Origin of the sequence: Amycolatopsis sp. NBC_01286 (assembly GCF_035982555.1) — a bacterium.
Lineage (GTDB): Bacteria > Actinomycetota > Actinomycetes > Mycobacteriales > Pseudonocardiaceae > Amycolatopsis.
In genome coordinates, this window is record NZ_CP108428.1 from 807,626 (window position 1) to 824,656 (window position 17,031).

Below are 17,031 nucleotides of genomic sequence, written 5' to 3' on the forward strand. Positions count from 1 at the left end.
GGCGGCTGTTCAGACAGGATCAGGGGCAATCGAAATCGTCGGAGGATGCCTGATGACCGCACCGCACGCTGGTCGTGGAACGCCGCCCGATGATGACTTCGGGCACCTGGTCAGCCGGCGTCCCGCTCTTGTGGAGCAACCGGGTGGACCTGACGAGCTGGCCGCGCTCATCGTCGGCTCTGCCGCTCTCGGGCGGACGGTCGTCGCTCGGGGCGAGGGGCACTCGACCTTCGGGCAGGCGCAGTCCGCGGGAGGCGTGCTGGCGGACCTGCGGTCGTTGGCTGGGGTTCCCGAGATTGGTGAGGATCGGGTTACCGTGTTGGCCGGTACTCGCTGGTCAGCCCTTCTCAAGGCGACGCTCGCGGCCGGCCTGACGCCGCCCGTGCTTCCCAACTACCTCGAACTGTCGGTCGGTGGCACGCTCGTGGCGGGCGGCTTCGGCGGGACGGCTCACCAGCACGGCCCGTTGACCGACTCGGTGCTGGAACTCGACGTCGTCACCGGCGACGGTCAGGTGCACACCTGCCACCGCGGCGACGAGCTGTTCGTCGCGACCCTCGGTGGCCTGGGGTTGTCCGGCGTGATCACGCGCGTGGTGCTGCGGCTGGTGCCGGCGCCCGAGCGCGTCCGGCGGCACCTGGTGCCGGTGCCGGACGCCGCGACCCTCATCGCGGCGCAGCGGGACCTGATCGGGAGCACGCAGTGGCCCTACGTCGAAGGCATGGTGCAGGCCCGCGCGGAGGGCAGCGGGTTCCTGCTCGACGTCGCCGCCTTCTACGACGCGGCCACGCCGCCTGACGACGCGAAAGCGCTGGGCGAGCTGGGCTTCGACCCGGCGGACGCGACCACGACGGACCTGACCTACTCGGAGTTCCTGCACCGCATGGCGGCCGGCGAGGCGACGTTCCGGGCTTCGGGAGACTGGTTCCACCCGCACCCGGGGCTCAACCTGCTGCTGCCCGACGAGGTGGCGGCCGAGTTCGTCGCCGAGGTCGCCGCGGAGCTGACCCCGGACCACATCGGGCCGAGCGGGGTCGTCCTGCTCTACCCCGTCAAGACCACCGACGCGCCGCTGCCGCGGATGCCGCGGGGTGCGACGGCGTTCTTCTTCGCCCTGCTCCGGACCGCGCCGCCGGACCCGGTCGCCGCGGAAGCGCTCGTCACCGCCAACGAAAAGCTGTACCACCGCGCCCGGTCGCTCGGCGCCGTGCAGTACCCCGTCGGCTCCGTCCCGATGCGCCCGGCCGACTGGATCGTCCACTTCGGACAGGCCTGGCCACTGGTGGAGTCGGCGAAGCAGCGCTACGACCCGGGCAACGTCCTCGGCAGCGGCCAGGGTGTCTTCACCGGCGAAGAAGCGGAGTGACCACAACGGGGCGTCGCTGACGCGAAGTGACCGCAATCCAGGAGCAGCCTGCTCCCGCGCCGTCGTGTGACCCTTACGGGCATGGCGGTTTCCCCCAGTATTGCGCGCGCTCCCGTGGTGGATCCGGTGCGCCGGCCGGTCGGTCCCGTCGTCGTGCGCGACCTGCGCGACGGCGTGGTGCCCGACGCCTGCGTCGTGTGGCCGGACGATCCGTACTACGACGTCTGCGTCGACACGGCCAAGGCCAAGTACCTGGCCGTCTACGGCGCCGTCATCGACCCGCACCCCGACTTCTTCGTCGCGGCTCGTGACGTCGTCCGTCCCTCGGCCGAACCCCTCGGCGTCGCCGGGATCACCTCGGCCGGCGGCCGGACGCTGCTTTCCGAGCAGTACCTCGACTGTCCGGCGCAGGACGCCTGCGCGCGGCTCAGCGCCGAAGTCCCGCCACGCGAACGCGTGTGCGAGCTCGGCCCGCTCGTGTCGAACGCGCGCGGGTGCGGGCTGTTCCTGATGCGCACCGTGCCCGAGATCGTGCGCTCGCTCGGCTTCGACTACCTCGTCGCCACGCTGACCGAACAGCTGCACGGTGTCGCCCACCGCGCCGGCTGGCGGTTCACCACGCTCGCGAACGCCTGTCCCTCGGACCTGCACGACACGGACCGAGAGCGCTGGGGCACCTACTACTCGACCCGGCCCCGCACCGGGATCCTGCTGTGCGCGTCGCACGGCACCGCGAAAGGAGCAGCTTGATGCGCTGGTTGAGGCAGGTCGACCTGGACGCCGCGGACGCGGTGGCGGTCGAGGAGCTCGCCGCCGACGGCACGGTCACGACCTACACCTACGGTGCGGTCTTCGGGGCGGCCGTCCGGCTGGCGGAGGCGCTCGACCTCCGCGCCCGCGGTCGCGGTGACGACGACAGCACCGTCGGCATCCTCACCGGCAACGGTGTCGCGGCCGTGATCGCCGACATCGCCTGCCAGCTCACGACGGTCAGTTCGGTCCCGATCCCGCTCGCGTTCGCCCGCGAGCAGGCGCGCCACCTGCTGCGCACGGCGATCACCGTGCTCGTCGACGAGCAGGGGACGCGGCAGCTGGAAGCGTGGGGCGGGGCCGCGGACCTCTTGCCGCAGAAGTGCGAGATCGTCCCGGTGGCCGCCGAGGCCGACGCCACGGCACTGGCGGACGCCTGCGAGCGCATCGCCCTGGCGGAAACGTTTTCCGAGGAGGCGATCTGCAAGATCGTGCACACCTCGGGGACGACGTCGACGCCCAAGGGCGTCATGCTCCGCCGCGGCGCGGTCGACGACCTGCTCGATTCGGTCCGCTCCCGCGTCGGCGTCGAGGCCTGGCAACGCTACGTCTCGGTGGTGCCGATGAGCTTGCTCGTCGAGCAGGTCTTCGCCGTGTACCTGACCTTCCTGGCCGGCGGCACGGTGGTGTTCCTGCCCGAGGACGTCAAGCCGCTCGGCACGGCGGGGTCCGATGTGGAGCGGGTCCGCGAGCTGCTCCCGCGCGTCCGCCCGACCGTCTCGCTGGTGCCGCCGTCCCTGGTGGAGTCCCTGGCCCAGAAGGTCGACCGCACCAGGGAAGCCGGTACACGCGCGCTTTCCCTTTCGCTGTACGGCCGGGAAGACCCGATGCTGCTCTTCAGCGGCGGTGCGCCGGTCTCCGACACGGTCCTGCGGGCGATGTGGGATCGCGGGCTGCCCGTGTACGTCGCCTATGGCCTCAGCGAAAACGGTTCCGTCGCCACGCTGAACGCACCCGGCCAGGTGAAGCTGGGCACGGTCGGCCGGCCGCTGAACCACTGCCAGGCCCGGGTCGGCGAGTCGGGCGAGCTGCTCATCAAGAGCACGTCCCAGCTGTCGGGCTACCTCGGTTCGAGCGACCCGAGCGCCCTGCCGCTGGACGACGACGGGTGGCTGCACACCGGCGACATCGCGCTGCTCGACAACGACGGGTACGTGACGATCACCGGCCGCCTGAAGAACGTCATCATCACCTCGAACGGCCGCAACGTCAGCCCGGAATGGGTGGAGGCGCAGTACAAGAGCCGGCCGGCCATCGAGTCGGCGGTCGTGTTCGGGGACAACCTCGAACGCCTGGTCGCGGTGTTCGTGCTCGCACCCGGCGCGGCGCCCGGGGAAGCGCTTTCGCAGGTCCGGCAGGTGAACGCGGAGATCCTCTCCGAGATCGAGCAGGTCGCCAAAGCCGCCTTCGTCACCGGCGACGAGCTGTTCCACGCCGAGTTCTTCACCGTCACGGGACGTCCCCGCCGGACGGACATCTGGACCGCGGTGCAGGGGCACCGCTTCAACATGGTGGAGGTGTGAGCATGTCCGAGTTCACCTTGGCCGATCACATCGACGGCCACGGCCTCGTGGTCGAGAGCGGCGCCCGCGACCCGTTGACCGCGGTCGACGGCGTCGAGCTGCTGACCGCGCTGTCCGAGCACGGCTACGCGGTCCTGCGCGGCTTCGACACCGCGCCGGAGTCGTTCTCCGGGCTCGTCGAACGGGTCTCCTCGCGGATCACCCTGGACCCGGCGCGCCGGTTCGCCGGCGGCAGCGTGGCCCAGAAGATCGAGGCCGGGCTGGTGCCGCAGGGCCTGCACGTCGAAAACGGGGCCACGCCGTGGGTGCCCGACCTGGTCTGGTTCTACTGCGAGCGGCCGGCGAAGATCGGTTCGCAGACCACGATCTGCGACGGCGCCCGCACCTGGGACCGGCTGTCGCCGCGGACCCAGGAGCGGTTCCTGGAACAGCGGATCTCCTTCGCCCGGCCGATGCCGGCGGACAAGTGGAAGAACCTGGTGTTCCGCCTGCTCGACGGCGCGAAGACCGCCGAACAGATCACGTTCGACGACCTGCTCGCGGTCACCGACGACGACGTCGACGTCAAGTACCTGCTCCGGGCGGACGGCTCGGTGCACTACACGTACTTCACCCACGCCGCCCACACCACGATGTTCGGTCAGGGCCCCGTCTTCGCCAACAGCATCCTCACCCCGTCGGTCAACTACGAGCCGCCGGTGATCGAGTTCGAGGACGGCACCCCGCTCGACGCCATGCTCATGCGCGAGATCATCGAAGCGACCGCGCTGGAGACCGACGAGATCGACTGGTACGCCGGCGACGTCGCGATCGTCGACAACAGCCGGGTGATGCACGGCCGGCGCAAGATCCGCGACGAGAACCGTTCGCTGTTCAACGCGCAGAGCTACGTCAAGCCCGAACTCCTCGCCGAGGCCCGGTCCCGGCTCTCCTGATCGGAGGCGCGATGGAAACCCAGTACGACGCGATCGGCCAGTCCTACGAGCGGCTGAAGAAACAGATGCCGCTGGCCCGTTTCCCCGAGGGCGCGACCTTCCACCGGCTGGCCACCCGGCCCGCGGGCGCGGCGGCGGCCGAGGTCCTCGACCTCGCCTGCGGCACCGGCTGGTACAGCCGCGCGCTGGCCCACGGCGGCGCGCGGGCCGTGCACGGCGTCGACATCTCCCAGGAGATGGTCGCCTCGGCCCGGCGCACCGAGGAGGCCGAACCGCGCGGGATCGAGTTCAGCGTCGGCGACGCGCGCTCGGCCGGCGTGCTCGGCGAGTTCGACGTCGTCACCGCCGTGTGGCTGCTGTGCTACGCCGAGACGCAGGCCGACCTGACGGCCATGGCCGCCACGGCGTACGCGAACCTCCGCGACGGGGGCGAGTACGTCGGGATCGAGATGAACCCGGCCTTCGACTGGAGCCGCGAGCCGGCGACGAAGTACGGCCTCACCCACCGGGTGCTGGAGGACTTCGACGACGGCAAGCGGCTGGAGGTCACCGCGCACGTCGAGCCGGAGATCTCGTTCAAGGCCGTCTTCTGGTCGGCGAGCCCGATCGTGCGCGCGTTCCTCGACGCCGGCTTCCGGTCCGTGGAGTTCACCGCACCCGACCTCCCGGAAGCGGCGGTCGCCGAGTTCGGCGCCGGCTTCTGGGCGGAGTTCCTGGCCAACCCGACGATTCTGGGCCTGCGCGCCCGGAAGTGAGGAGGTCACCGTGCCCGCCGGACTCGAACCATTGCTGGAGTCGCTCGGCCGCGCACAGCGGAAGGGCTTCGAGTACAAGGGGTTCGTCGCCAACCACGCGCCGATGGGCGCCGAGGTATTGTCCACAATGGACGTCGGCGAGGAGCTCGTCGGCTGGACCGACACGTACCTGACCTGGGTGGACGATCCCGAACCCGCGAAGCAGCGGATCGACGGCGATCCGGTTTCCCTCGCCTGCGCGCTCGGCGACATCGAGCGGTCGACGGACTGGATCGAGTTCTTCACCCGCGAACTGGCCGAAGCGCACTGGCGTGACGTCGTCGACGCGTGGTGGCCGCGGCTGCTGCGCGGCATCTCCGCGGCCGGCACCCACGGGTTCCTGCGCACCGCCCACGCGGTCCGCGCGATGAACGAGCACGGCAGCGAACACCCGTTGCTGCTCGACGAGATCGCGCACGGCCTCGGTTACTGGGCGGCGCGCTACCAGGAGCTGCCGGGTGTCTACGCGCAGGCCCGGCCGCTGCGCACGGCCCCGGGCGCGCTCGAAACGATCCCGTGGCTCCCGGCGACGGCCAAGTCCCGGCGTGAGGGCATCCCGGGCCGGCTCGACCTGCTGCGCGACGACCGCGAGTTCGCCGCCGGCGTGGAAAGCTTCCGCCCGACGGTGTCGTGGCCCGACCAGATCGGCCGGTTGACGCAGATCGGCGCCCGCGCGTTCGCCGCGCACCACAACACGCCGATCCCGTTCGTCCACCTGGTGACCGCGCCGTCGGCGTTGCGGATGCTGAGCAAGGACCTGACCGCCGAGGCCCTGGAGTCGACGGCCTGGCACCTGTGGCAGTTCTTCGCCGGGATCTTCGCCGGGTTCGGTGCGCTGACGCCGGAACCGGCGGCGGTGCCGGTGGAGCCGGCGCCGTCGATCGACGCGCTCCGCACGGCCGCCGTCGAGCACGGTGACGAGCACGTCATCAAGTTCACCGACGCCTGTCTCACGGAGTTCACCATTTCCGGTGACGACATCTTCCTGCGTGCGGCATCTCTCGCGCCGGCTCGCTTCGGTGCGCTGCACTGTAAACCACGCTGATCGGCGCCGGCCGGTGCCGAACCACGGAAAGAGGTCGGGATGCCGAGCGAACGGACCGCGCCGACGAGGTCGCTCGTCCTGGTGATGGCGATCGCGACCGGGGTGACGGTCGCGAGCCTCTACTACGTGCAGCCGCTGCTGCCGATCGTGGAGGCGGAGTTCCACGTCGGCTCGACGGCGGCCGGGCTGACCGTCTCCCTGTCCCAGCTGGGTTTCGCGGTCGGCCTGGCCGCGGTCGTCCCGCTCGCGGACGTGCTGACTCGCCGCAAGCTGGCGGTGGGACTGCTGGCCCTGCTCGCCGCGGCGATGGTCGTGGCGGCGAGCAGCCCGTCGGTCGCGGTGCTCATCGGGGCGTCCGTGCTGATCGGGCTGGGCGTCACCGCGGCTCAGGTGATCGTGCCGTTCGCGGCGTCCATGGCCGACGACGCCTCACGCGGCCGCGTGGTCGGCACGGTGATGACGGGCATGCTCGTCGGCACCCTGCTGGCTCGCACGGTGGCCGGCCTGCTGGCCGACGCGGCCGGCTGGCGCATCGTCTACTGGGGCGGCGCCGTGCTGGTGACGCTCGTCGCGTGCGTCCTCGCCCGCCGCCTGCCGGCCGACGGCCCGCGCGAGCGCCTGAGCTACCCGGCGCTGCTGGTGTCGATCTACCGCGTGTTCCGCGCGGAACCGGTGCTGCGCAACCGGATGGCGATGGGTGCGGTCGGTTTCGCGACGTTCAGCCTGTTCTGGGCGACGATGGCGTTCATGCTCGCGGACGCGCCCTACCACTTCGACGCGAGCACGATCGGGCTCTTCGGCCTGGCCGGAGCGGCGGGCGCGCTCGCCGCGAACTTCGCGGGCCGCTTCTCCGACCGTGACCTGGGGCGCCGCCCGGGGGTGGCGTTCGCGGGGTGTGTGCTGCTCTCGTTCGGCCTGCTGGTGCTGGGCCGCCAGTCGGTGGTCCTGCTGGTGCTCGGGATCGTGGTGCTGGACGTCGGGGTGCAAGGCCTGCAGGTGACCAACCAGGCGACGATCTACCGCCTGGCCGCGGGCCGCAACGGCCGCATCACGGCGAACTACATGATCGCCTACTTCGTCGGCGGCGCGGCGGGCTCCGGCCTCGGCAACGCGGCGTACGTCGTGGCGGGCTGGACGGGCGTGTGCGCGGCGGGAGCGTTCCTGGGCGCGGTGCTGCTGGGCCTGGCCGCCCGCGCTCGCCTGCCGCGACCGGCAGCGGCGGACCGGGTACCCGCGCGCTGAGCACGGGCGGGTGCACTACCCGGCGGCGGTGGATCACGCCGGGAGTCCTTTGTGGGCACAACCGGCCAGGAACCGCCCGAACCGGACTCCGAGGCCGCCACGGCAGGGTTGATCCGCGTGTCGGATCGGACCTACTCTTCAGCGTCGATGACTGCCGAGGAGGACCGATGCGAGGCATCAACCGTAGCCGTGGCCACTTGGTGATCATCTCCTGCGCGCTGACCGCCGGCCTGCTGGCCGCGACGGGCCCGGCGGCGGAGGCGGCGCCCGCACAAGCGCCGCGGTACTCCCCCGGTGCGCCGGGCGCCGGGGACCCGTACTTCCCCGACATGGGCAACGGCGGCTACGACGTCGGCCACTACGACATCCGGCTGGCGTTCAGCCCCGCGACCCAGGCGATCGACGCGACCACGACGATCCTCGCCACGGCCACCCAGGACCTCTCCCGCTTCGACCTGGACTTCCAGGGACCGCTGAAGATCAGCAGGCTCTCGGTGAACGGCCGGAACGCCGCCTTCACCCGCAGCGGCGCCCAGGAGCTGGTGATCACCCCGCCGTACGGCCTGCGGAAGGGCAGCGCGTTCGTCGTCTCGGTGAGCTACGCCGGCGTCCCGCGGAAGATCGACGACCCCGCGCTGGGCCTGTCCGGCTGGGTCCCCACCAAGGACGGCGCGGTCGCGCTCAACCAGCCGATCGGCGCGGCGACCTACTACCCGGTGAACGACACCACCGACGACAAAGCGACCTACACGCAGACCATCACCGTGCCCACCGGGCTCACCGTGCTGGCCAACGGCGAACCCGGGCCCACCACCACCCGCGACCACCAGACGACCTTCCGCTGGTCCATGAACCGGCCGATGGCCAGCGAGCTGAGCATGCTCGCGATCGGCGACTACGACGTCACCCGCGGCGTGGCGGCCGGCGGCCTGCCGAACATCACCGCGATCGGCAAGTCGATCGACACCAAGCCCGGTCAGGGCAAGGTGTTCAACCAGACCACGGCGCAGGTCATCCAGTGGGAATCCTCGATGTACGGGCAGTACCCGTTCGACTCGACCGGCGGCATCCTCGCCGACGTCGGCGTCGACTACGCCCTCGAGACGCAGAGCCGCCCGGTCTACGACCAGAGCACCAGCGACGTCGACGGCGACCTGCTCGCCCACGAACTCGGTCACCAGTGGTTCGGCGACAGCCTCACCCCGGTGCACTGGTCGGACATCTGGCTCAACGAAGGCTTCGCGACCTACTCGGAGTGGCTCTACCAGGAGAAGTTCGACAAGGTTCCCGTGCAGCAGACCTTCGCGAAGGCCTACGCCGACGAGAAGGACTGGAGCGGCGAAGTCGCCGACCCGGGGCGTGACCACATCTTCGACGACCTGGTCTACAACCGCGGCGCGATGGCCCTGCAGGCGCTGCGCATGAAGATCGGCGACCGCGCCTTCTTCAAGGTGCTCACGCAGTGGCCGACGGCCCACCGGTACGGCAACGTCTCGACGCGGCAGTTCATCCAGTTCGTCGAGCGGCTGACCGGCCGCGACCTCGACACGTTCTTCCACACCTGGCTCTACCAGCCGGGCAAGCCGGCGCTCTGACGACCATGACCGACGCCGGACCGCCGGACGCCGACGAGGCCGCGTTCATCGCGGCGGTCCGCTCCGGCGACACGGCGCGGTTCGCGGTCGTCACCGAACGCCACCGGCGTGAGCTGCAGGTGCACTGCTACCGGATGCTCGCGAACTACGAGGACGCCCAGGACATGACGCAGGAGACGTTCCTGCGGGCGTGGCACAAGCGGGAGACGTTCAAGGGCCACGCGGCGCCGCGGACCTGGCTGTACCGGATCGCGACGAACGTCTGCCTCGACTTCCTGGACAAGCGCACGCCCGTGGCGTCGGAGCTGCCGGACCCCGGCGCCGAGGTGCCGCACCTGCAGCCCTACCCCGACCGGATGCTCCCCGAGGACCCGCAGGAATCGGTGGTGGCGCGGGAGACGATCGAGCTGGCGTTCATCGTCGCCGTCCAGCACCTGCCACCGCGGCAGCGGGCGGTGCTCGTCCTGCGCGACGTCCTCGGCTGGCCGGCGTCGACGGCCGCCGACGCCCTCGAGCTGACCGTCGCGTCGGTGACCAGCGCGCTGCAACGGGCGCGCGTGACCATGCGCGAGCAGCTGCCCGGCCGCCGCCTCGACTGGCGGAACCCCGCCACCCACGAGCTGTCGGACGACGAGCGCGGCGTGGTGAAGGCGTACATCGACGCCCACGAGCGCAACGACGTCGACGCGCTGACGGCCCTGCTGCGCGACGACCTGCGCTTCGCGATGCTGCCGGATCCGGGCACCGTGACCGTGGGGGCCGGGGACGCGGTGGACGGCTGGGTCGCCGGTGGGCTCTTCCTTCCCGGCCACGACTGGCGCTGCGTCGCCACGACGGTCAACCGCATGCCCGCCGCCGTGCTGTACCGCCGCACCCCCGACGACCCGGTGTACCGGTTGCTCAACATCGCGGTCCTGCACATCGTCGACGGGAAGATCGCCGAGCTCACCGGCTTCGACGTCACCGGCAAACCGTGGCTGGAGCTGCCCCCGTCCCTCAGCGCCTCGTCTCGTACCGGGTCAGCACCACGCCGCCGGGGAACGTCCGCGTCTCCACGAGGTTCAGGTTCACCCAGCTGTCCAGCGCCGTGAACAACGGCGTGCCGCCGCCCACCAGGACCGGGTGGGTGACGATCTCGTAGGCGTCGACCAGCCCGGCCCGCACGGCCGCCCCGGCCAGCCTCGCCCCGCCGACCCGCATCGGGCCGCCGTCCCCGGCCTTGAGCCGGGTGATCTCGGCGACGGCGTCGCCGGTGACCAGGCGGGTGTTCCAGCCGACCTCGTCGATCTTCGAAGAGAACACCACCTTCGGCGTGTCCCGCCAGTTCCGCGCGAACTCGGCCTGCGCCGGGGTGGCGCCGGGCCGCTGGTCGCCGGTCGGCCAGTGGGAGCTCATCGCCTCCCACAGCCCGCGCCCGTACAGCGACAGCGTGCCCGCCAGCTCCTGGTCGAGCCACCACTGGAACATCTCGTCGCTCGGCGGCCCGCTCCAGCCGAGGTCGTCGCCGGGCGCGGCGACGTAGCCGTCCACCGTCACGTTCATGCCGAAGATCAATTTGCGCGTCAAGCCAGCCTCCTGTGAATCGATCTCACACGTATAGACGGGCGCGGTGCGAAGTTCTAATCGGTGCGCGGCGACGTCGCTCAGAACAGGGTGGCGGGCTCGATCGGCTCCGGCTCGGGCAGCGGTTCGAGGCTGGGCACCAGTGCTCGGACGTCGTCGTGGAAGCGGCGGGCCAGCGCCGGCGCGTCGTTGTTGTCGGGGGTGTGCAGGAAGACCGTCGGTGACCGGCCTTCGCGCAGCCAGCCGGCGACCACCTCGGCCCACGGCTGCCAGCCCTCGACCGTCTCCTCGACCGAGTCGCGGCCCAGGTAGCGGACCACCGGCTGGTCGGTCAGGGCCCGCGTCCGCCGTGGGAGCCGCGGCTTCTTCGTCCAGGCTTCCTGCTCGGCCTCGCTGGTCGGCGGGGTCCCGAAGAAGACCGTCGTGTCGAACGGCACCCACTCGGCGTCCGCGGCGGCCAGCGCCCCCTCCAGCAGCGACGTCGAGGCGGCGTCGGTGAAGAACCCGGGGTGCCGCACCTCCACCGCGCGCCGGCGGTCGGCGGGGAGCCGGCGCAGGAAGCGGACCAGGGCGTCGACGTCCGCGGGGCCGAACGAGCCGGGCAGCTGGGTCCAGAGGACCGCCCGGTCGCCGAGGGGTTCGATCGCGTCGAGGAACGCCCGCATCTCGGCCTCGACCCCGGCGAACCGGCGCTCGTGCGTGACGACCTTGGGCAGCTTGAGCACGAACCGGAAGCCGGGGCCGGTCTGCTCCGCCCACGTCGCGACGGTGTTGCGGGCGGGCGTCGCGTAGAAGGTCGTGTTGCCTTCGACCGCGTTGCACCAGCCGGCGTAGGCCCGCAGGCGCTCGCCGGCCGGCAGCGCCTGCGGGACGAACCGGCCGGGCCACGCCTTGTGGGTCCACATCGCGCAGCCGACATGAAGACGTGCCACTCCGTCCGCTCCCCTCGCTCGTGCGGGAAACCACCACCCGGGCAGCAGTTTTCCACTCACGGCAACGGGAGCGGCCAGCGGCTGCGTCAGTTCCACCTCTGGTCTACGTGGTAGTGGCAGTCCCACAGCACCAGCCGGGTCCCGTTCGCGGTGCTGCCGTTGTCGGCCAGGCCGACGCACTTGCCGGAGGGCGTGTTCTTCAACGCCCACCCGCCGGCCGGCACGTCGACCCAGCTCCACTGCTGGTCGGGATTCCCGTGGCAGTCCCACAAAACCAGCTCGGTCCCGTTCGCCGTGCTGCCGTTGTTCGCCAGGCCGACGCACTTGCCGGACGGGGTGCTGCGCAACAACGGGTTACCGCCCCAGAACCAGTACTGGTCGGGGTTGAGGTGGCAGTCCCACAGGACCAGCCGCGTCCCGTTGGCGGCGCTGCCGTTGTCGGCCAGGCCGACGCACTTGGCGGGCGAGACGGCCAAGCTGTGGATGGGGCGGCTGTCGGTGGCGCTCGCCGGGAGGGTGACACCGGCCGTCAACGCCAGCGCTCCGGCAAGCGCCACTATCACTCGGCTGAATCCGCGCATGGTGAGACCTTTCGCCGTTCCTGGTGGACAGGGCTTCGCACCGGAAAGCATCACCGGATCGGCCGGTGTGGCAGCCCGTCCAAGGGGCAGCACAAAGGGCGGCACCACGGGCGGGAACTCAGCGGAACGCGGCGATGTTGCGCGCGGCCCAGCCGGCGAACGGGCGCGGGGCGCGGCCGAGGACCCGCTGGACGTCCGGGCTGACACGCAGCTCGTCCGGGTTCGGGGCACCGAGGATGTCCAGCGTGTCGTCGGCGAGCTCCGCCGGCATGCTCCGGGCCATCCCGGCCTTCGCCTCCGCCCGGGTCAGCTCGTGGAACCGCACCGGCGAGCCCAACGCGGTGGCGATCGCTTCCGCCTGCCCGCGCGGCGTGATCACCTCCGGGCCGGTCAGCGCGTACACGCCGCCGGTGTGCCGGTCGTCCAGCAAGCAGGCCGCCGCGACCTCGGCGATGTCCGCGGGGTCGATGATCGGCACCCCGACGTCACCGAAGGGCGCGGCGACGACCCGCCGCTCGCGGACGGACTCGGCCCACCACAAGGCGTTCGAGGTGAACCCGCCCGGCCGCAGGACGGCCCAGTCCACATCGGACTCCCGCAGCACGTCCTCCACCGCGCGCAACGCGATCCGCGTCGCGCCGAACGGCCTGGTCGCCACGCCCAGCGAGGAGAGCAGGACGATCCGCCGGACCCCACCGGCCACGGCCTGGTGGATGACGTCGGCGGGGTTCGCTCCGGTGGCGTGCAGGTCGCCGGACAGCAGCAGGAACAACGCCTTCGCCCCGGCCAGCGCGGGCTCGAGGCCGGCCGGATCGGCCAGGTCGGCCACCACGTGCCGGCCGCCGGCCGGCGCCGGCGCCGCGTGCCGCGACACCGCCGTCACCTGCTCGCCCGCCTCGATCAGCGCCCGCGTCAGCGGCTTGCCCACGTTCCCGGTGGCTCCGGTCACCACGATCATCTTCAGCTCCTCGGTTCGACGTCTTCTACGGCCGAACGCTAGGAGCCGGGCTAACTTTTGGTAAGGACATACCTGGAGGTAAGCTCCGGACATGACCGGAGGCGCGCAGCTCACCCCCGCCGAGGCGGGCAAGCGGTATGAGGTGTTTCACACCGACTGCCTGGCGCGTGACGTGGTCGACCACGTCACCAGCAGGTGGGGCATCTGGGTGCTGATCTGCTTGCGCAGCAACGACCTTCGGTTCTATGAGCTGCGCGAGAGCATCCAGGGCATCAGCGAGAAGATGCTTTCCCAGACCCTGCGCACCCTGGTCCAGGACGGCCTCGTCTGGCGGAAGGTCGAGCCGACGACACCGCCGCAGGTCACCTACGGGCTGAGCGAGTTCGGCCGGTACGCCAGCGAGCCGCTGACCGAGCTGTTCGACCGGATCACCGAACGGCTGGCACCGCGCGGCACGGACTAGCGTCGACGGGAAAGGGACTCCTGGTCAGCGACGGCGGCCGGTGGCCAGGATGACGAGGAACTGACCGCCGCCCGGCTCGATGTTCGCCGTCACCGGCAGGTCCGGCACCAGCCGGGAAAACCGGTCCACGAGCCAGTCCGCCGCTTCCTGGGCGTCCTGTTTCGTCGGGCAGCGGCCCACCATCTCGCGGCCGCCCTTGCGCTCCAGCCGCCCGGCCACGGTGATCAGCGGCGCGGGTTCGGCCACGTGCAGGCGATCCGGCCAGGCGATGACCACCTTGACCGCGCCCTTGCGGGTGTTGCACCCGCGGTGCGCGAGCCGCTCGGCGATCTTGGCCTTGCGGTCGGCGGTCCGGCTGTCGACGCTGGGTCCCCGCGGGTCGTTCACCGACATGTCGGGGTCGACCGGCTCGTCGCACACCCAGCACCGCCAGCCGTCGCGCTCGGCCACGTCATCGAGGAGACTCATCCTGGCAAACTAGCCTGCGCGGCCACCGTCGTGCGCACCGCACTCGGGTGCGGCTCAGCCGATCCGGAAGCTGCCCGCGCAGGGGTAGCCCGGCACGCCGGCCGTCGCCGGCTTGGCCGGCTGCGGGTAACCCAGCAACCACAGCTGCCCGGTCATCGCCACGTTCGCGGCCAGTGAGGTGTCGGCGAACAGGCGGAACCGCGTCTGCCGGCCGTCCGGGTGCAGCGCCCAGCCGGTCAGCTTGGCCACGCCGCGGACGCGCGGCGCGAACGGCGTGTCGAGCGCGACCCGCAGCTCCACCCAGACGTCCTCGGTGATCGGCCGGCGGATCCGCAGGACACCGGCGACCATCAGCAACCCCAGCAGCACCAGCACCGCGCTGCCGCCGGCGACGCCGCCCAGCGCGGCCGGGCCGGTGATGCCGTCGGGCTCGAACCGCACGGTCGCCACGGCGACGAAACCCGCCGCGCCCAGCACCAGGAACGTGCTCGCGGAGACGACCGTCCGCCGGATCCTGGCCGCCCGGTGCGCGGCCAGGACCGGATCGTGCCGCGGCGGCGTCGGATGGCGCGAGACCGGCTCCACGGGCGTCGCCCCGGATGTCGCGGTGTCTTCGATCCGCCCGGCCCGCAACCACATCGCGCCCGGCAGGCGGACGAACACCCGCCGGCCGCCGCCGAGCACCCACAGCCGTCGCTCGCCGGCCAGCTGCACCCGCGCCCCGCCGGGCAGCCGGGACCGCAGCCACCGCCCGTCCGGCAGCCGCACGAACACCCGCGATCCCTTCGCGAGCAACCCGTCCGGGGCGACGTCGAGCCGGTGGTAGGGCTCCCCGAACAGGCGCCGGACCCGCTGGTAGACGCTCAGGACGTAGCTCCACAGCGCCAGCGAGCCGCCGAAGACGGCGAAGTAGTAGTACGGCAGGGCGCTCCCCGGCCGTTCGACCAGCGCGAGCAGGACGCCGAAGAGGAGGAGCGCGCCGCTGAGCCCCATGCGGACCGTGGTCGCGTTGGTCAGCTGCCGGACGTACCCGGGCAACAGCGGTTCGGCCCCCGACGGCACGGCGGGCACGGGCTCGTGGACGCGGACCCGGCCGACGTCGGAAGCGATGTCCATGGCTCGTCGTCCCCCGTCGGTCCGTGTGCTCGGCCGCGGCAGCGTACCGGGCCGGATCCGGGCTATCCCAGCTGGTCGCGGCGGCGGGTCAGGTAGGCGGTCTCGGCGGTGTTGCCCGCCAGCCCGATGGCCCTGTCGTACGCCTCGCGCGCCGGCCCGCTACGGCCCAGCCGGCGCAGCAGGTCGGCGCGGGTCACGTGGTAGGCGTGGTAGCCGGCCAGCTCGTCCGCCAGGCGGTCGACGGCCGCGAGAGCCACCTCCGGGCCGTCCAGCTCGGCGACGGCGATGGCCCGGTTGAGGGCGACGATCGGCGACGGGTCGAGGCGGACGAGCCGGTCGTAGAGGGCCAGGACCTGCGACCAGTCGGTGTCGCGCATGTCGCGGGCGGAGGTGTGCACGGCGTTGATCGCGGCGAGGATCTGGTAGCGCCCCGGAGCCACCCCGGCGGCGGCCGCGGCGAGGCGTTCGCGCACCAGCCCGTGCCCCTCGGCGATCAGCACCGCGTCCCAGGCCCCGCGGTCCTGCTCGGCGAGCGCGACCAGCTCGCCGCTCGCCGAGACGCGGGCGGGGCGGCGGGCCTCGGTGAGCAGCATCAGCGCCAGCAGGCCGGCCACCTCGCCGTCGGCCGGCAGGAGCGCGCGGATCAGGCGGGCGAGCCGGATCGCCTCGGCCGTCAGGTCGTGCCGCACCGGATCGGTGTCCGGGCCGGTGGCCAGGTAACCCTCGTTGAAGACGAGGAACAGAACGGCGAGCACGCCGGAGACGCGGGCCGGGAGGTCCTCGGCCGCGGGCACCCGGTAGGGGATGCGGGCCGCCTTGATCTTGGCCTTCGCGCGGGTGATCCGCTGCCCCATGGTGGGCTCGGCCACCAGGAAGGCGCGGGCGATCTCCGGCATGGTCAGGCCGCCGACCATCCGCAGCGTCAGCGCCATCCGGGTCTCCATCGCCAGCGCCGGGTGGCAGCAGGTGAAGATCAGCCGGAGCCGGTCGTCGTCGATGGCACCGAGAGGCTCGGGTGGGGCGTCGTCGTGCACCATCTGTACCTCCTTCTGGGCCTCCTTGTGCTTGTCGTCGCGCTTGTTCTCGCGCCGGATCCGGTCGATGGCCTTGCGCTGGGCGGTGGTGGTCAGCCAGGCGCCGGGGTTGGGCGGCACGCCGTCGGCCGGCCACCGCTCGACGGCGGTCGCGAACGCCTCGGCCGCGGCCTCCTCGGCGACGTCGAGGTCACCGAAACGCCTGGTCAGCGCGGCGACCACCCGGGCCCACTCCGCGTGGTGCACCCGGGTGATCGCCTCCTCGACGTCGCTCATCGGAACGGCCGCACCTCGATCTTGCGGTCACACGCCTTCGACGCCTCCGTGGCGAGCTTGAGCGCCACGTCCAGGTCGGGGGCCTCCCACACCCAGACGCCGGCGAGGTACTCCTTCGACTCCACGAACGGGCCGTCGCTGAACACCGCCTGCTCGCCGCGGCTGTCGACGACCGTGGCCGTGTCGGTGTCCGCGAGCCCGCCCGCGAAGACCCAGTAGCCCTCGGCGATCAGGCGTTCGTTGAACGCGCTGATGGCGGGCTGCCGGTCCGTGCGGCCGGGATCGTCCTTGTCGTCGATGACGGAAACCAGGTACTGCATCCGAAGCTCC

18 protein-coding genes are annotated in these 17,031 nt (G+C 71.8%); 10 read left to right on the forward strand and 8 right to left on the reverse strand.

What is annotated here, in order from left to right:
* The first annotated feature begins 52 nt into the window (after nt 1-52).
* The 9 genes from OG570_RS03730 (at nt 53) to OG570_RS03770 (ending at nt 10,401) form a co-directional block, all read left to right on the forward strand.
* The gene (locus tag OG570_RS03730) at nt 53-1,366 is read left to right on the forward strand and encodes an FAD-binding protein (protein ID WP_326955604.1); all 1,314 of its coding nucleotides are present in this window, start codon (nt 53-55) and stop codon (nt 1,364-1,366) included.
* A 126-nt stretch (nt 1,367-1,492) separates the two neighbouring features.
* Nucleotides 1,493-2,116, forward strand: coding sequence for a thermostable hemolysin (locus OG570_RS03735; protein ID WP_326955605.1), 624 nt, complete (start codon nt 1,493-1,495; stop codon nt 2,114-2,116).
* Nucleotides 2,116-3,699: an AMP-binding protein gene (locus OG570_RS03740; RefSeq protein WP_326955606.1), complete on the forward strand. Its 1,584-nt coding sequence runs from the start codon at nt 2,116-2,118 to the stop codon at nt 3,697-3,699. Before OG570_RS03735 ends, OG570_RS03740 begins: the two co-directional genes overlap by 1 nt.
* A 2-nt stretch (nt 3,700-3,701) precedes the next feature.
* Complete coding sequence (locus OG570_RS03745; protein WP_326955607.1) at nt 3,702-4,634, forward strand: TauD/TfdA family dioxygenase; 933 nt, start codon at nt 3,702-3,704, stop codon at nt 4,632-4,634.
* 11 nt (nt 4,635-4,645) lie between these two features.
* The gene (locus OG570_RS03750) at nt 4,646-5,389 is read left to right on the forward strand and encodes a class I SAM-dependent methyltransferase (RefSeq protein ID WP_326955608.1); all 744 of its coding nucleotides are present in this window, start codon (nt 4,646-4,648) and stop codon (nt 5,387-5,389) included.
* A 10-nt stretch (nt 5,390-5,399) separates the two neighbouring features.
* Nucleotides 5,400-6,473, forward strand: coding sequence for a hypothetical protein (locus tag OG570_RS03755; RefSeq protein ID WP_326946632.1), 1,074 nt, complete (start codon nt 5,400-5,402; stop codon nt 6,471-6,473).
* 39 nt (nt 6,474-6,512) lie between these two features.
* On the forward strand, nt 6,513-7,715 hold the full coding sequence (locus OG570_RS03760) for an MFS transporter (protein WP_326955609.1): 1,203 nt from the start codon (nt 6,513-6,515) through the stop codon (nt 7,713-7,715).
* Between the two features lie 167 nt (nt 7,716-7,882).
* Nucleotides 7,883-9,310, forward strand: coding sequence for a M1 family metallopeptidase (locus OG570_RS03765; RefSeq protein WP_326955610.1), 1,428 nt, complete (start codon nt 7,883-7,885; stop codon nt 9,308-9,310).
* Between the two features lie 5 nt (nt 9,311-9,315).
* On the forward strand, nt 9,316-10,401 hold the full coding sequence (locus OG570_RS03770) for an RNA polymerase subunit sigma-70 (protein ID WP_326955611.1): 1,086 nt from the start codon (nt 9,316-9,318) through the stop codon (nt 10,399-10,401).
* Here OG570_RS03770 and OG570_RS03775 read toward each other — a convergent pair.
* The 4 genes from OG570_RS03775 to OG570_RS03790 all read right to left on the reverse strand — a co-directional run bounded on the left by OG570_RS03775 (nt 10,307) and on the right by OG570_RS03790 (nt 13,344).
* Nucleotides 10,307-10,852 (reverse strand): dihydrofolate reductase family protein, encoded by a 546-nt coding sequence (locus tag OG570_RS03775; RefSeq protein ID WP_326959853.1) that lies wholly within the window; start codon nt 10,850-10,852, stop codon nt 10,307-10,309. The genes OG570_RS03770 and OG570_RS03775 overlap by 95 nt on opposite strands.
* Before the next feature lie 101 nt (nt 10,853-10,953).
* Nucleotides 10,954-11,778, reverse strand: coding sequence for a DUF72 domain-containing protein (locus OG570_RS03780; protein ID WP_326959854.1), 825 nt, complete (start codon nt 11,776-11,778; stop codon nt 10,954-10,956).
* 113 nt (nt 11,779-11,891) lie between these two features.
* Nucleotides 11,892-12,386: an RICIN domain-containing protein gene (locus OG570_RS03785; protein WP_326946628.1), complete on the reverse strand. Its 495-nt coding sequence runs from the start codon at nt 12,384-12,386 to the stop codon at nt 11,892-11,894.
* Between the two features lie 118 nt (nt 12,387-12,504).
* On the reverse strand, nt 12,505-13,344 hold the full coding sequence (locus tag OG570_RS03790; protein ID WP_326955612.1) for an SDR family oxidoreductase: 840 nt from the start codon (nt 13,342-13,344) through the stop codon (nt 12,505-12,507).
* Between the two features lie 91 nt (nt 13,345-13,435).
* On the opposite strand from OG570_RS03790, the gene OG570_RS03795 reads away from it, so the two are divergent.
* Complete coding sequence (locus OG570_RS03795) at nt 13,436-13,807, forward strand: winged helix-turn-helix transcriptional regulator (protein ID WP_326946626.1); 372 nt, start codon at nt 13,436-13,438, stop codon at nt 13,805-13,807.
* A gap of 24 nt (nt 13,808-13,831) precedes the next feature.
* Here OG570_RS03795 and OG570_RS03800 read toward each other — a convergent pair whose 3' ends face one another.
* From OG570_RS03800 to OG570_RS03815, 4 genes are all read right to left on the reverse strand, one after another.
* Nucleotides 13,832-14,275, reverse strand: coding sequence for a hypothetical protein (locus OG570_RS03800; protein WP_326955613.1), 444 nt, complete (start codon nt 14,273-14,275; stop codon nt 13,832-13,834).
* 54 nt (nt 14,276-14,329) lie between these two features.
* On the reverse strand, nt 14,330-15,391 hold the full coding sequence (locus tag OG570_RS03805; protein WP_326955614.1) for a hypothetical protein: 1,062 nt from the start codon (nt 15,389-15,391) through the stop codon (nt 14,330-14,332).
* A 62-nt stretch (nt 15,392-15,453) separates the two neighbouring features.
* The gene (locus tag OG570_RS03810; RefSeq protein WP_326955615.1) at nt 15,454-16,701 is read right to left on the reverse strand and encodes an RNA polymerase sigma factor; all 1,248 of its coding nucleotides are present in this window, start codon (nt 16,699-16,701) and stop codon (nt 15,454-15,456) included.
* Nucleotides 16,698-17,021, reverse strand: coding sequence for a YciI family protein (locus tag OG570_RS03815; RefSeq protein ID WP_326946623.1), 324 nt, complete (start codon nt 17,019-17,021; stop codon nt 16,698-16,700). Before OG570_RS03815 ends, OG570_RS03810 begins: the two co-directional genes overlap by 4 nt.
* Nucleotides 17,022-17,031: the final 10 nt, after the last annotated feature.